The sequence below is a fragment of the Rhizobium leguminosarum bv. viciae USDA 2370 genome (genome assembly GCF_002008365.1).
In the GTDB taxonomy this organism is placed as follows: Bacteria; Pseudomonadota; Alphaproteobacteria; order Rhizobiales; family Rhizobiaceae; genus Rhizobium; species Rhizobium leguminosarum.
On the sequence record NZ_MRDL01000046.1, the window covers coordinates 36,682 to 49,982 of the forward strand.

Consider the following 13,301-nt stretch of genomic DNA (forward strand, 5'->3'; position numbering starts at 1 on the left):
GCTGATCTCTTCTCAACTGTGTGAGGTCCACCTACCCGTTCAACCCCTTCGGTTCTTGCACGCCATTTGATCTTCCGCTTCTCGTTCCGACCTTCCAAGCAGGTATTTGCTCGTCGAAACCTTTGAGCTGTCGCGGGCCGAGAGCGACCAATAAAATTTCTCCACGCACGGATTGCGCTACAGCGTGATCGACGAGGATTTGCTGATCGGCGGCGGACGAACAGAGTCGCGATGCCAGGTTCACGACATGTCCGATCGCAGTGTAGTCAACACGGGCTTCGTAACCAATTCGGCCGACTGTCGCCCATCCCATCGCCAGTCCGATGCCGAAGCCAATCGCATGACCGAGCAGACGCCATTCGGCGATCAGGCGCTGGATGGCGTCCTGCATGTCGATCGCCATCTCAACAGCACGAAGTGCCGGGTCTGCGCACGGTACCGGCGCGTTGACGAGCACCATCAAACCGTCTGCCGCGAAGTTGGTCAGCGTGGCCTCGTAGCGTGTGATGATCGTGCCGAGCGCCTCATAGTACTCGCGCAAGACCTGCATGATCTCCTCGGGTTCGGCGTGCGCCGAAAAAGCGGTGAAGCCACGTAAGTCGCAGAATACAGCGACGACTTCTGCGCGCTGTCCGGCGAGCACGCTCTCGTCGCCGGACTTTTCGACGAGTTCCGCGACCTGCGGCGCGAGAAAACGCTTCAGCCGTGCAATTCGCTCTGAACGATCCCGCGATACGGCGAGTTCTTGCGCCATTTCATTGAACCGGTCCGCCAGTCGTTCGAATTCGTCTCCTGTGGCGATGTCGATACGGTGCTCGAACTGTCCAGCACCGATTTTTTCGGTGCCTTCCTGCAGCAGGCGGATTGGTCCGGTCATCCGCCTGGCAAGCCAGTAGGCAAGCGCCGATGCGAAGATGGCGGCGGCGAGCAGCAGGCCACCCGTCCGCCACAATGACGCATACAGCGGTGCGAAAGCCTCGGCCTGCGCCTGCTCCACGAACACGGTCCAACCGAGATTGGGGATCGCCGCCATGGCGGTCACAACCGGTTCGTTCTCGGCGTTGCGGGCCGTGGTCGCCTCTCCCCCTGCGGCGGCGATCTCGTCCCGCAATCTGGTGAGGGCCGCCGCTGTCTTCTCGTCCGTGCCCTGCAACACCTTGCTAATGTCGGGGTGGGCGATGAGCCGGCCGGTCCGATCGAGAACAAACGCCCGGCCACGATTCCCGACGCGAATTTCCGAAACAACCGTCCAGACAAGCTTCAGGTTGATTTCGGCGACGACGATGCCACCTGCCTTACGGTTTCCGGCCATGGCCATGGTCATGAACGGTTCGGAACCGTCGCGAAAAGTGACCGGCCCAAACCATGTGCCGTTCGAACGAACTCCCAAGACAGCAGGATCGCCAGAGCGATCCGATCCGCCTTCCATCCTGTTCAAGTCGATACGGGAGACATGCAGCCGTTCGACGCCGACATCGTCAACAAGGGTGATGCTGGCGATCGCCGGGGCTAGGCGCATCACCCGCAGTGCATCGAGCCGATGGTATGCCTCGGCATCAGCGGTCCAGGCTTGCTGGACCGTCCAACCCAGTTGATCCTTGATGCCGTCGAGAAAGCTCTGAATTTTGCCGGCCGCCGATGTGGCCTCCACCCGCAATAGAGCGCTGAGCATTGCACGCTGGTCGCGATAGCCGAACCAAGCGTCGCCGATGCCGCTAATAGCCAGCGGAACAATGACCGCAGCGAAGAAGGCGAGGAAGTACTTCCGGAACAACGGTCGGCGCATCGGGGCGGCTTGAAGCTGGATCGAACGCCGCACACCATCCTCACTCGATGACTTCATCAGCCATCAGCAAAACGGTCTGCGGCAGCACGATCCCGAGTGCCTTTGCCGTCTTCAGATTGACCGACAAGTCGAACTTCGTCGGCTGCTCGATCGGCAACTCCCCAGGCTTGGTTCCTTTCAAAATGCGATCGACATAATAGGCGAGCCGATGTTGCATTACACCATAGTCCGCCGAATAGGCCATCAGGCAGCCGTCTGCGACGTACCACGAGCCCCAAGCCATGACCGGCAGGTGATGCTCGATCGCCAAGGCGGCGATTCGCGACGACTGGTCGGCCAGCATGAGGTCGGGAAGCACCAAGGCGGCTTGAGCGCCGTCGGCCTTCATGCGCGAGAACGCAACATCGAGTTCGCCCGGCTCGCTGACTTGCTGGAGGCTCAAAGCCACTCCGAGGTGGCGGGCAGCTTGCTTGGTGTCCGTTTCGAAGGGGAGATATGACACCACCGGGTTTGCCAGCACGCCGACAGTGGCAAGCCCCGGTATGGCCTCCATCAAAAGCTGCAGCCGTTTGGCGGCTAGTTCAGTGGCGTAATAAGTGACACCCGTGAGATTGCCCCCAGGTTTTGCGAGGCTGCTCGCTAAGCCTGCCGCAACTGGGTCACCGCTGATGATGGTCACGATTGGAATCGCATCGGTCGCTGCTTGGGCAGCATGCGCAGCCGGCTGAGACGAAGTCACGATCACATCCACGGGGAGCTGCGCCAGGTCCCCCGCTGCGGCTGCAAGGCGACTGTCTTGCTTACTCGCGCTCCGGCACTCGAAGCTGAGTTCGTGCAGCGTGTAGCCCAGGTCGTGAAGCCCTTGCATGAACATTCCGAACTCGCTGGTTTCGCTCGCATAGGGCATACCGCAAGGCCACCAGGCGAGAAGGCCGATTCGTGGCGTCTTGGCCGACGTCTGCTGCGCAGCGGCGATGGCAGGAAGGCTCATCGCCAGCGCGACTGCAAGTTTGAGGAAGGGACGTCGTTTCGGTTTCATCCGAACACCCCTCGCTGACCCACGGCACATAACGGTGGGATGATGAGATCCGGCTAATTGCTGCAAACTCACATTTCGACGCGCCCCTTCTCCTGAAGGAGCGACCGACGAACAAGCCAAGATATTCAGTGGACGAAAGTATAGTCGATATTGGCGCCCATTGGTAGCGCGGGCAACCTAGTTGGCAGTTGCTGCGAAGCCAGAACAAGGCGCCCCCCTACCCGTCGGACAGAGCGCCGGCGGCGCTGATCATGCGGCGACGTGCTCCTTGGTAAGAGGTTGGAGGTCCCGCCGTGGAAACTCCGAGCAAGAAAGGTTCGGCACTCGGCTCGTCAGCTCCAGCCTGTCCGCTTTCGGGGAGGTCTCTCTTGATTGCGCCCCGACCGGGCTCATCCTGAGGCTGGATGCGCCACTTCAGAAGCTGCAATATAAGAACTGTTCCGACGCCGAGGAATAGTTTGATTGCGACGCTAGGATGGCCGGCGCTCGAGAAATCAAAGACATCGATGATGTCATCGCGAGACGTTNAGTCGGTTCACGACGGTCTGGCAGTTGCTAAGGTTTGTCGACAGGCTCGCCGTTTGGGTTGGGCACCGGTGCCTCCCTTGTATCTCGAGCCGGGTGTTTCTGATCGTCAGGCTCCGGTGGCAGTTCTTTACGGTCAGGGTGATTGACCGGCTGGTCTTTAGGATTGCCCCCTTTGTCATTATTCTTTTTGGACATGGCCAGTTCCTCCATTCAACAGTACGAACAGACTTGCGAGATCGAAAGTTCCGAGACAGCCAGACTGCCGTGGTCAGAGCATATGGTCCATCTGCAGCACAGCCACCGGCCATTCGCCAGGATGACGCTTGATGAACGCCTAAGGCGAAGGGGATGCAGGCGGATCAGCGCCAATGCGTGACGTAAGCGCCGGCGGCAAACGGCGGCGCTTACCGCAGATGCGTAGTGTGGAACCGGAGTTCTGTTCAGGTGTTCCTCTCGATCAGCAGGGAGCTTCCTATGACCTACATCGCATCACCAAGCTACGACCGTAACGACCCCAGTCGCGCTTCGAACCTCCGTCAGTGCCTCGAGACCGCCAGACGCCGCCTGGCTGAGACTTCGCATGCGTCGGAAACCGAGAAAATCGAGACGCTTGTGGCATCCGCCATCGAGGCGGGTTGGGAAGACGATGAAGTGCGCGACGCACTTAGCCCCGGTGACGAGCAAGAAAACAAAATGCGGCAACAGGAACCACCTGTCCCAACTATCGGTGTGGTTCCGTCGTCATCTTTCTAATGACAGTCGTTGGTAATGGAAGTCCGGTTTTGATCAGAGGACGAATGGTAGCGCGCCATCGGGAGGAGGCTGACGACGCGCTGCATGTGACCATTGGGTTCCACCGGTGAACTTAGGCCGCGATGCATTTTGAAATTTGGTAAAGGTCTACCTCCCGGTCTAGCCCGCGAATCGCCTCCCCTAGATCGCTTCGTCATCATTCCGCTTTCTTGAAGCAGACAGGAACTCAGCGGTTGATGGGAGCGACGAGAGATCACCGTGGAATCCAGACTGAACCCGCCATAGTACCGCCACACAATTCCGCCCAATCAGGCTGTATAACAGACGGATTGCGTAAAATGAGATTGATGGCTCTCCTTGTTGCGGCCCTTTTGCTGACGCCCATTCATGCCCAGGCCCAAGTTTATGACCCGCATGATGGATACGACGATTATGGGGGCTACGACTATGATGATCCCTACAGCCCGTATCCCCCTCCTCCCTACTACGAGCCAGAACCTGGCTATCGGGAACCTTTGCAAGAACGTGGGGAGCCATCGACGCGAATTAGAAGGGGAACCGTCGTCATCGCCACGCGTGAGCACACTCTGATTTACACGACCGCACAGGGCGAGCAGTTCGCCTACCCCATCGCAGTCGGCCGCGAAGGCAAGCAATGGTACGGAACAACGCGGGTGGTGTCGAAGCGATTGCATCCCGAATGGCGACCCACGGCCAGCATGCGGCAGAAGAACCCACGGCTTCCGGCCGTCGTGAAACCCGGCCCGGCAAACCCGCTCGGAACTCGCGCGATCTACCTTGCCGACGGACTGCTGCGCATCCACGGCACCAACGACCCCTCCTCCATCGGCACCAATGCATCGAGCGGATGCTTTCGGATGTACCGCGAGGACGTCGAGGAGCTTTACGATATGGTTCAGCCGGGGACCCGGGTGATCGTCCAGCAGTGATCGAATATCGCTTGACCGAACTGTCCCGTCATTTCCACTTCGCTGACCACTGACGAAGTCCGCCTTCGCCTTTTCAGGCCATGCTTTCACGTCGGGATTAACCTTGATCTTCTGCCCGGACGGCTTCCAAGCGAGAAAGACAGTTCGCGAAGCAAGGTTTGCAACGACAACGGCTTCTTGATCCGTGCACATGTGTCGCGAGCAGGATGTGCCGACAAAAAGGTCACCCTTAAATTCGCCAGAACTCACGCCAAGCAGGATGTCGTTGAGAAGCGCTTTATCTGCTCGACCAAACGGTTGATCTCTGCTGCCACCTCCGCACAATCCAGCAATCCTGCAGGGTGGGTCACCGAACGCTCCCGCAGTTGGTCCCAGCCTTTAGGGTGTCAGCAACGAAGGCTTCGCCCTGGATTCCTTTGAATCCGGCGCTGGCTGTCCACTCCCATTTCTGTCCCACTTGGTTTGGTGTTGCCGGAGTGCAAGGTATGAGCTTGTCGTCCGAAAGGGCTGACCGTCACGATAAAGCAATATCGAGCGGACCATCGATTCGTGGATTTTGTCCTTTAGAGAAGGAAACCACTAACGGCGATCCCTCACACGCATATCAGCTACCGACGAGGTTCCGACAGCTACCCCGACCCCATTGACAACATGCGTCTCATCGATGTCGACATAGTAATTCTTCAGGACCTCTCGGTCGTCGATTTTCAGTCTATCCTGGCCATCGCTCCCTTTGGTGATGACGACTTGGTGGTCGAAGCTGCATGTCTAAACTGCCTGCCGCAGCATGGCTGTATGGTGAAAGTGCAATAGACGGCGCTAACACCAAGACGAAGGCATTTCACCAGATCACGTTCCCGCCCCATGACAAATGCATCTTGTTGTGACTTATCAGATTGACAATCAGAGACCAATGAGGGCCCGGCATAGGGGGCCCCTTGCGCATCAGTCGGAATGCGCCCTCTTCGAACCTGCGGCATGCCAAGGAACCGCTGGTGATTGCCAAAGTTTAGCTTTTGAGAACATCATCGCAGATGAGTTCAATTGAAAACGCTGCGTAAGAGTTGGGGGAAAACGTCGACGGCTCGATGGCCGTCGGCTCGCGGCAATTGACAACTCGCTTGGGAATTTTCAACATGAACATCGAGACGATATTTTTCAAGCCGAGCGACTGGGTCCCGAACAATCCGCATCTTCCTGTATTGCTTTACAGAGGGCTCTTTGCTGATGCTGAACCTACTGATTTCGACCGTCGTTTCGCTGCAAACGGTTGGACAGGCGTCTGGATAAACGGTGTCTTCGATTATCAGCACTACCATTCCGGTGCCCATGAAGTCCTGGGAATTGCACTTGGCAGCGCCAAGCTGTTGATCGGCGGTCCCGACGGTCAAGAGCTTGATGTGGTAGCGGGAGACTGCCTGGTACTTCCAGCCGGAACAGGGCACCGAAATCTCGGCTGCACGTCGGACTTCCAGGTGGTAGGCGCTTATCCTAAGGGACAGCATGCCGACATTCAGACGTCCGCTCCCTCAAGCCAAATGCTGGCGAAAATCTCGTCAGTCCCCCTGCCCCACACCGACCCCGTCCAAGGATCGTCAGGATTTCTCACGGAGAAATGGCGGTAGTCATCGGGCACAGTGACCGATTTCGCAGTCTGCCGCAGGATTAAGGACAAGCGTCCGACAAGCGGAGAAGCGGCCCCTCGCTTTTTCCAGCGCTGAACGATATCCACGATCTAGCCTGACCAACATGAGGAGCATCCGATGATCCACGAATTGCGCATCTATACATGTCTGCCGGGGAGGCTGCCGGCACTGCAGCAGCGTTTCGAGACCGCGACGCTGGCGATCTGGGAGCGACTCGGCATCCGCTCACTCGGCTTCTGGACGACGATGATCGGTTCTTCCAGCAACGATCTGACCTACCTCCTTGAATGGCGGTCGCTGGCGGAGCGCGAGCAGAAGTGGGCCGAGTTCGTGGCCGATCGCGAGTGGCAGGAAGCGAGGGCAAAGAGCGAGGCGGATGGGCCGATCATCGCCAACATCGCCAGTTCGCTGCTGCAGCCGACGAGCTTTTACCGCGGCTTCCCCGAGCCGTCGGAATAACGGGCGGAAACGCAGCACGCAATTGATTGGGAAGTCTTTTTGGCGTGTTTCAGCGCCGAATATTGGGGTTTTGATGCAGTTGTAACGATGCCGCTTTGCTGGTTTCCACCAAGGAGTCAGCCTGATGAGCACTAAGTTTCGCCTTTCTGATTTGGTACCGGCTGGATTCATCGCCGAACGCATTACCCACATTGACGACGAGACCTGCATCTTGCTTTCCTCCGGCGCTACCGCGTCATGTTCGGCATGCGGACAAATGTCGCGAACGGTTCGAAGCTGCTATTGCCGCCAGGTCGCGGACCTCTCCCTGTCGGGAAGGCGCGGTCAGGCTTCTCGTGCGCACGCGGAGGTTCACCTGTGATGCGGTGCTCGGCGGCAGGCAGATATTCGCCGGGCGGTTCGGCGATGTGCTACCTCCCTACGCCAGACGAACCGGGCGTCTCGAGCATCTCGTCCACCATCTGGCCCTCGCGCTTGGAGGACGCCCGGCGGCGCGTTTTTGCTCAGCGGCCCATCCTTCTGGTCAGCAACGACACCTTGCTCCGCGTCATACGCAGGCAAGGATTGCCGCTGTCGATTCCGCCCTCGGTGATTGGCATCGACGACTGGGCCTCGCGGCGCAATCATCGCTATGGCAGTTGCGTTTAATGAAATGGCGATAAGCTGTCGCCGCGACCGTCCGGGTCACTATGCCGATTGCAAGAGCCGTCGTTCCTGTCGCAAAAAAGCCCCGCGGTTGTTGCGACCGCGGGGCTTCTTGACGCCTCACCCGGGAGAGGGGGTGTCAGGCGGCCTGTACTTTGCGGGTCGTGCGTGCCCATTCGGGCAGCCAGTCGCCGTGGGTGGCGAGCAGATCGTCGACCAGCGACCAGATCTGGTCGAGGTCTAGTTCGGCTGCCGTATGCGGGTCCATCATTGCGGCATGATAGATGTGCTCGCGATTTTCCGTCATCAGTGCCTGCACCGTCAGTTCCTGCACGTTGATATTGGTGCGGATCAGCGCCGTCAGCTGCGGCGGCAGGTCGCCGATGAAGGTCGGCTGGATGCCGGAGGCATCGACGAGGCAGGGCACCTCGGCGGCGCAATTGGTCGGCAGCGATGTGATGCAGCCATTGTTGCGGACATTGCCGTAGATCACCGAGGGCTCGCCCGTCCAGACCGAATTGATGATCGAGGAGGCATATTCCTTCGACGGCGCGACCTCAATCTTGTCGGCTGAACGATAGGCCTCCGCCTGCCCCTTCCAGCGCTCGATCTGCTCGATGCAACGCTTCGGATATTCATCGAGCGGAATGCCGAATTTCTCGATCAGGTCGTCGCGGCCCTCCTTGATGAAATAGGGCGTGTATTCGGCGAAATGCTCCGAGCTTTCGGTAACGAAATAGCCGAGCCGCGTCAGCATCTCGTAGCGCACCTTGTTCGGGCAGCGCGGGTTCCAGCCGGGCTTCGGCGCCCTGCCCTCGCGATAGGCGCGCAGCAGGTCGGGATAGAGATTGCGGTAGGAGCCGTCCGGCTGGCGATGCTCGAACTTGAGATAGAAGGCCATGTGGTTGATGCCGGCCGCGCGGTAGCGGATTTCCTCGTAGGGAATGTCGAGGTCATGGGCCAGTTCCATCGCCGTGCCCTGCACCGAGTGGCAGAGGCCGACCTGGCGAATGGTCGGATATTTCTCTGATATCGCCCAGGTGTTGATCGCCATCGGGTTGACATACTGCAGCATGATCGCCTCGGGGCAGACGGCGAGCATATCTTCGCAGACCTTCCAGAGATGCGGCACGGTGCGCAAGCCGCGCATGATGCCGCCGACGCCGAGCGTATCGGCGATCGTCTGGCGCAGCCCGTATTTCTTCGGCACTTCGAAATCGGTGACCGTGCAGGGTTCGTAACCGCCGATCTGGAAAGCGACGACGACGAAATCGGCGCCGGCAAGCGCCTTGCGCTGGTCGGAATAGGTCTCGGCCTTCGCCTTCACGCCGAGCGTCGAGATCAGCTTGTTGACGACGACGGCGCTTTCCTCCAGCCGCTGCGGATTGAGATCCATCAAGGCGATCGTCGCGCCCGACAGAGCCGGACGCTGCAGCACATCGCCAACGATGTTCTTCATGAAGACGGTGGAGCCAGCTCCGATGAAAGTGATTTTGGGATTTCTTGCCATTATAACCTCCGGCATTCGGCAATCATGCTACCTCGAAAGCGGCTTTGACGAGCCGTTCGGTGTAGGCGGTCTTGGGATGGGATAGAACTTCGTTGACAGGGCCTTCTTCGACGATCTTGCCATGCTGCATGACGATGACACGATGGCAAAGCGCCCTGACGACCTTGAGATCGTGGGAAATGAACAGGTAACTCAGGCCGCGCTCGTCCTGCAGCTTGCGCAGGAGTTCGATGATCTGCGCCTGGACGGAAAGGTCGAGGGCCGATGTCGGCTCGTCGAGCAGAATGAATTCCGGCTCCAGCGCGATGGCGCGGGCGATCGCGATGCGCTGGCGCTGGCCGCCGGAAAATTCATGCGGGAAGCGCGACAGGATATTGCCCGGCATGCCGGCGGCGACAAGCGCTTCGCGCACCCGGTCCTGCCGTTCAGCCTTGGTCGCGCCCAGCCTGTTGACGACGAGCCCTTCCTCGATGATCTGGCCGATCGTCATCCGCGGGTTGAGCGATGAGAACGGGTCCTGGAACACCACCTGCATGCGGGCGCGCAGTGGCCGCATCTCGGCCCGGGAGAGGCCGTGGATCGGCTGATGGTCGAAATGGATCTCGCCGCTATCGGGCGTGTTCAGGCGTAGGATCGCTTGGCCGAATGTCGTCTTGCCGGAGCCGGATTCGCCGACGAGGCCGAGCGTCTCGTGACGGCGCAGCGTCAGATCGAGGCTGTCGACGGCGACAAGCTCACGCATCGCCGGCTTGAGAAAGGTTCCGTGACGCATCATGAAGGAGACACGCACGCCCTTGGCATCGAGGATGACATCCGATCCCTCCGGCAGCGGATTGGCCTGGCCACGCGGCTCGGAGGCAAGCAGATGCTTGGTATAGGTGTCCTGCGGATTGGCAAACAGCGCTTCGGTGGTGTTGTGCTCGCGCACTTCACCGTACTGCATCACATAGACGTAATCCGAGAACTGCCGCACCACGGTCAGGTCGTGGGTGATGAGGATGACGGCCATCCCCAGTTCCTTCTGCAGGTTGCGGATCAGGTTCAGGATCTGCGCCTGCACGGTCACGTCGAGCGCCGTCGTCGGCTCGTCCGCAATCAGCACATCAGGATCGTTGGCAAGCGCCATTGCGATCATCACGCGCTGGCGCTGGCCGCCGGAAAGCTGGTGCGGATATTGCATGAGCCGCGCGGCGGGATCGGGGATCTGCACATGTTCGAGCAGTTCGAGCGCGCGCTTTTGCGCATCCCTCTTGCTGATCCGGCGATGCACGCGGATCGCTTCGACGATCTGGCTGCCGATCGTATAGATCGGGTTCAGCGAGCTCATCGGCTCCTGGAAGATCATCGAGATGCGGTCGCCGCGCAGCTTGCGGCGCGCCCGCTCGGAGAATTTCAGGATATTGCTGCCGTCATAGGCGACCGTTGATTTCTCGGAGACGACGGCGCGCTTCGACAAAAGCCCCATGACCGTTCGCGCCGTTACCGATTTGCCCGAACCGGATTCGCCGACGATCGCGATCGTCTCGCCGCGATAGAGCTGAAACGAGACGTCCTTGACGGCTTCGACCATGCCGTCTTCGACCTTGAAATTTACCGCCACATTGCGGGCGTCGATAATGGGCGTGTCCGAACGGCCATCATGGTCGTGGCGGACGGGCGGGGCGAAGGAATTGACCAGTGCAAAAGCCATATCAATCACCTCAATAAGGATCGACCGCGTCGCGCAATCCGTCGCCGAGCGCATTGAATGCGAAGACGGTGACGAGCACGAAGCCGACGGGGGAGAGAATCCAGGGATAGGAGCCGATCACCGAATAGGTCGCCGTGTCCTGCAGCATCAGCCCCCAGGAGATCAGCGGCGGCTTGACCGCAAAGCCGAGAAAACCGAGGAAGGATTCCAGCAGCACGACGCTCGGTATATGCAGCGTCACCGCGACGATGACGTGGCTCATCACGTTCGGGAAGATGTGCTGCATGATGATGCGCGTGTCGGTGGCGCCGACAGCCATTGCCGCCCGGACATAATCGATGCGGGCGAGCGCTAAGGTCTTGCCGCGCACCTCGCGCGACATCTGCGCCCAGCCGAGCGCCGACATCACGGCGATGACAAAGGCAAGGAAGACGTTGGTCGGCGCCGTCACCGGGATCAGCGAGGTCAGCGCCAGATAGAGCGGCAGTTGTGGGAAGGCGAGCACCAGTTCGACGAAACGCTGCAACCAGATATCGAATGTGCCGCCGAAATAACCGGACACCATTCCGACGGTCGTGCCGATGATGGTGACGATGAAGACCACCGTCAGGGCAATCGTCAGCGAAATGCGCGAGCCGATGATGGCACGTGACAGCACATCGCGGCCGAACTTGTCGGTGCCGAGGAAATGCACCGGCTGGCCATCGGTCGAGCCGAAGAAGTGCCGGCTGGCCGGGATCAGGCCGAAAAGCCGGTATTCAGCGCCCTTGACGAAGAAGCCGAGCAGCCGCGGATTGTCGTAGTCGATGCCAACGATCGGCTGGAAGGTGACGGGGTCGAGCTCTTCGGAATCGGAGAGCGCATAGACACGCGGCTGGAAGACGAAATTGCCGTCCTTGTCGTGGAAGCTCATTACCTGCGGCGGCGCGAAGCCGACATCGGTCGCCTTCGGGTCCATCGGCGCAAAGAAATCGGCAAAGATCGCCATGACGATCAGGAGCACAACGAGCACGAGCCCTGCCATGCCGGTCCAGGAGCGCCTCAGCCGGCGCCAGACAAGGGCGATATAGCTTTCATGGCCACGTGATGGCTTGTTGATGGAAAGTTCTGTCGTCGGCGGAGGCGGCGCGGAGTCGAAAGCCAGCATCTCAGGCTCCTCCATATTGGCGGACACGGGGATCGAGCAGGGCGAGCAGCATGTCGGCGATGATGTTGCCGACGATCAGCGTCGCCGACAGCACCATCATGAAGGTGGCGGTGACATAGACGTCGCCGACCGCCATCGAGCCGACGATCGCCGGGCCGACGGTCGGCAAAGCGAAGATGATCGCGGTTTCGATCTCGCCGGTCAGCATGTAGGGCAACACGACGCCCTGATACATCACCAGCGGGTGCAGCGCGTTCGGCACCGCATGGCGCATCACCACGGCTGCGCCGGAAAGCCCCTTGGCCTTGGCCGTCTCGACATATTGGGCATTCAGCGTATCGAGCAGATTGCCGCGCATGACGCGCATATTGTAGGCGAGCCCACCGAAGGTGGCGATCGCCACGACCGGCCAGACATGGTGAACCAAATCGACAAATTTCGCCCACGACCAGGGCGCCCCGCCATATTGCGGCGAGAAGAAGCTGCCGATTTCGGAGACGTTCAGCTGGAAAACCAGGAGATAGACGATGATGAGCGCCATCAGGAAGCGCGGCACCGTCATGCCGAGGAAGGAAATCCCCGAAAGCAGGCTGTCGATCCAGCTGTATTGGCGCGTCGCCGCCCAGATGCCGAAGCCGATGCCGAGAACCGAGGCGAAGAGGTGGCAGACGAGCGCCAGAAGCAATGTCCGCGGCAGGCGTTCACCGACGACATCGGCGACCGGCTTGTTGTAAAACATGCTGTAACCGAAGTCGCCGCGCGTCACGATCCCGCCGATCCAGTTGACGTATTGGACGACCAGCGGCTTATCGAGGCCGTGTTCGACCCGGTAGAGCTGCGCCTGCGCTTCGGCCTGGGCATAGGATGCGCCGCCCTGGTTGATCAACTGGGATCTTATATAATCGGCGTAGTCGCCGGGTGGTGCCTGGATGATCGCGAAGGTCACCACACTCAGGATGAAGAGAATGGGGATCGCAGAGGCTATGCGCACGAGCAGGAATCGTAACATCGAACGGTTCGCTTCTCCTTGCCGCCAGTCGCTCCTTGTCAGCGCGGCCGGCTTGTTGGTCATATCAGGCCGCGCGCCACGCGCGGCCTGAATCTCACTTCAGCTGGGAGGGAACTCTCCAGCGTCGCATCACATGCGA

General features: G+C 59.8%; 11 protein-coding genes and 2 pseudogenes. 6 read left to right on the forward strand and 7 right to left on the reverse strand.

All coding sequences use genetic code 11. From position 1 onward, the window contains the following. Positions 1-31: 31 nt before the first annotated feature. Together BS629_RS22155 and BS629_RS22160 are read right to left on the reverse strand one after the other, a co-directional pair. Positions 32-1,843 (reverse strand): adenylate/guanylate cyclase domain-containing protein, encoded by a 1,812-nt coding sequence (locus BS629_RS22155; RefSeq protein WP_204339521.1) that lies wholly within the window; start codon positions 1,841-1,843, stop codon positions 32-34. Beyond that, positions 1,827-2,825, reverse strand: coding sequence for an ABC transporter substrate-binding protein (locus tag BS629_RS22160; RefSeq protein WP_018246383.1), 999 nt, complete (start codon positions 2,823-2,825; stop codon positions 1,827-1,829). Before BS629_RS22160 ends, BS629_RS22155 begins: the two co-directional genes overlap by 17 nt. Before the next feature lie 275 nt (positions 2,826-3,100). Between BS629_RS22160 and BS629_RS39930 the strand changes: the two are divergent. Beyond that, positions 3,101-3,282, forward strand: a pseudogene (locus tag BS629_RS39930) (regulator); the annotation flags it as partial. Positions 3,283-3,380: 98 nt separating this feature from the next. On the opposite strand, the gene BS629_RS38970 reads toward BS629_RS39930, so the two are convergent. Beyond that, positions 3,381-3,548 (reverse strand): hypothetical protein, encoded by a 168-nt coding sequence (locus BS629_RS38970; protein ID WP_157626510.1) that lies wholly within the window; start codon positions 3,546-3,548, stop codon positions 3,381-3,383. Positions 3,549-3,827: 279 nt separating this feature from the next. Between BS629_RS38970 and BS629_RS22175 the strand changes: the two genes are divergently transcribed. The 5 genes and pseudogenes from BS629_RS22175 to BS629_RS40565 all read left to right on the forward strand — a co-directional run. After that, complete coding sequence (locus BS629_RS22175; protein WP_026188759.1) at positions 3,828-4,106, forward strand: thioredoxin domain-containing protein; 279 nt, start codon at positions 3,828-3,830, stop codon at positions 4,104-4,106. A 338-nt stretch (positions 4,107-4,444) separates the two neighbouring features. Next, positions 4,445-5,056, forward strand: a complete 612-nt coding sequence (locus tag BS629_RS22180; protein WP_018246381.1) for a L,D-transpeptidase — start codon at positions 4,445-4,447, stop codon at positions 5,054-5,056. Positions 5,057-6,192: 1,136 nt separating this feature from the next. After that, entirely contained in the window at positions 6,193-6,681 is a 489-nt protein-coding gene (locus BS629_RS22185; RefSeq protein ID WP_026242473.1) for a cupin, read from the forward strand. A 138-nt stretch (positions 6,682-6,819) separates the two neighbouring features. Continuing rightward, complete coding sequence (locus tag BS629_RS22190; protein ID WP_018246377.1) at positions 6,820-7,161, forward strand: NIPSNAP family protein; 342 nt, start codon at positions 6,820-6,822, stop codon at positions 7,159-7,161. A 124-nt stretch (positions 7,162-7,285) separates the two neighbouring features. After that, a pseudogene (locus tag BS629_RS40565) lies at positions 7,286-7,806 on the forward strand (transposase family protein); the annotation flags it as partial. A 139-nt stretch (positions 7,807-7,945) separates the two neighbouring features. On the opposite strand, the gene melA reads toward BS629_RS40565, so the two are convergent. The 4 genes from melA to BS629_RS22215 are packed head-to-tail and all read right to left on the reverse strand — an operon-like array spanning position 7,946 to position 13,162. After that, positions 7,946-9,316 carry an alpha-glucosidase/alpha-galactosidase gene (gene melA / locus BS629_RS22200; RefSeq protein ID WP_018246376.1) on the reverse strand — a complete coding sequence of 457 codons (1,371 nt, stop codon included), beginning with the start codon at positions 9,314-9,316 and terminating at the stop codon, positions 7,946-7,948. Between the two features lie 22 nt (positions 9,317-9,338). Further along, on the reverse strand, positions 9,339-11,006 hold the full coding sequence (locus BS629_RS22205) for an ABC transporter ATP-binding protein (RefSeq protein WP_018246375.1): 1,668 nt from the start codon (positions 11,004-11,006) through the stop codon (positions 9,339-9,341). A gap of 10 nt (positions 11,007-11,016) precedes the next feature. Further along, positions 11,017-12,153 (reverse strand): ABC transporter permease, encoded by a 1,137-nt coding sequence (locus BS629_RS22210; RefSeq protein ID WP_018246374.1) that lies wholly within the window; start codon positions 12,151-12,153, stop codon positions 11,017-11,019. 1 nt (position 12,154) lies between these two features. Then, positions 12,155-13,162: an ABC transporter permease gene (locus BS629_RS22215; RefSeq protein ID WP_026188757.1), complete on the reverse strand. Its 1,008-nt coding sequence runs from the start codon at positions 13,160-13,162 to the stop codon at positions 12,155-12,157. Between the last annotated feature and the right edge of the window lie 139 nt (positions 13,163-13,301).

Excerpts from the sequence above, each read along its gene's own strand:
- BS629_RS22190 (WP_018246377.1), top strand. The coding sequence starts at position 6,820 with ATGATCCACGAATTGCGCATCTATACATGTCTGCCGGGGAGGCTGCCG.
- BS629_RS22205 (WP_018246375.1), bottom strand. The coding sequence starts at position 11,006 with ATGGCTTTTGCACTGGTCAATTCCTTCGCCCCGCCCGTCCGCCACGAC.
- BS629_RS22175 (WP_026188759.1), top strand. The coding sequence starts at position 3,828 with ATGACCTACATCGCATCACCAAGCTACGACCGTAACGACCCCAGTCGC.
- BS629_RS22215 (WP_026188757.1), bottom strand. The coding sequence starts at position 13,162 with ATGTTACGATTCCTGCTCGTGCGCATAGCCTCTGCGATCCCCATTCTC.
- BS629_RS22210 (WP_018246374.1), bottom strand. The coding sequence starts at position 12,153 with ATGCTGGCTTTCGACTCCGCGCCGCCTCCGCCGACGACAGAACTTTCC.
- BS629_RS38970 (WP_157626510.1), bottom strand. The coding sequence starts at position 3,548 with ATGTCCAAAAAGAATAATGACAAAGGGGGCAATCCTAAAGACCAGCCG.
- BS629_RS22155 (WP_204339521.1), bottom strand. The coding sequence starts at position 1,843 with ATGAAGTCATCGAGTGAGGATGGTGTGCGGCGTTCGATCCAGCTTCAA.
- BS629_RS22160 (WP_018246383.1), bottom strand. The coding sequence starts at position 2,825 with ATGAAACCGAAACGACGTCCCTTCCTCAAACTTGCAGTCGCGCTGGCG.
- melA (WP_018246376.1), bottom strand. The coding sequence starts at position 9,316 with ATGGCAAGAAATCCCAAAATCACTTTCATCGGAGCTGGCTCCACCGTC.
- BS629_RS22185 (WP_026242473.1), top strand. The coding sequence starts at position 6,193 with ATGAACATCGAGACGATATTTTTCAAGCCGAGCGACTGGGTCCCGAAC.
- BS629_RS22180 (WP_018246381.1), top strand. The coding sequence starts at position 4,445 with ATGAGATTGATGGCTCTCCTTGTTGCGGCCCTTTTGCTGACGCCCATT.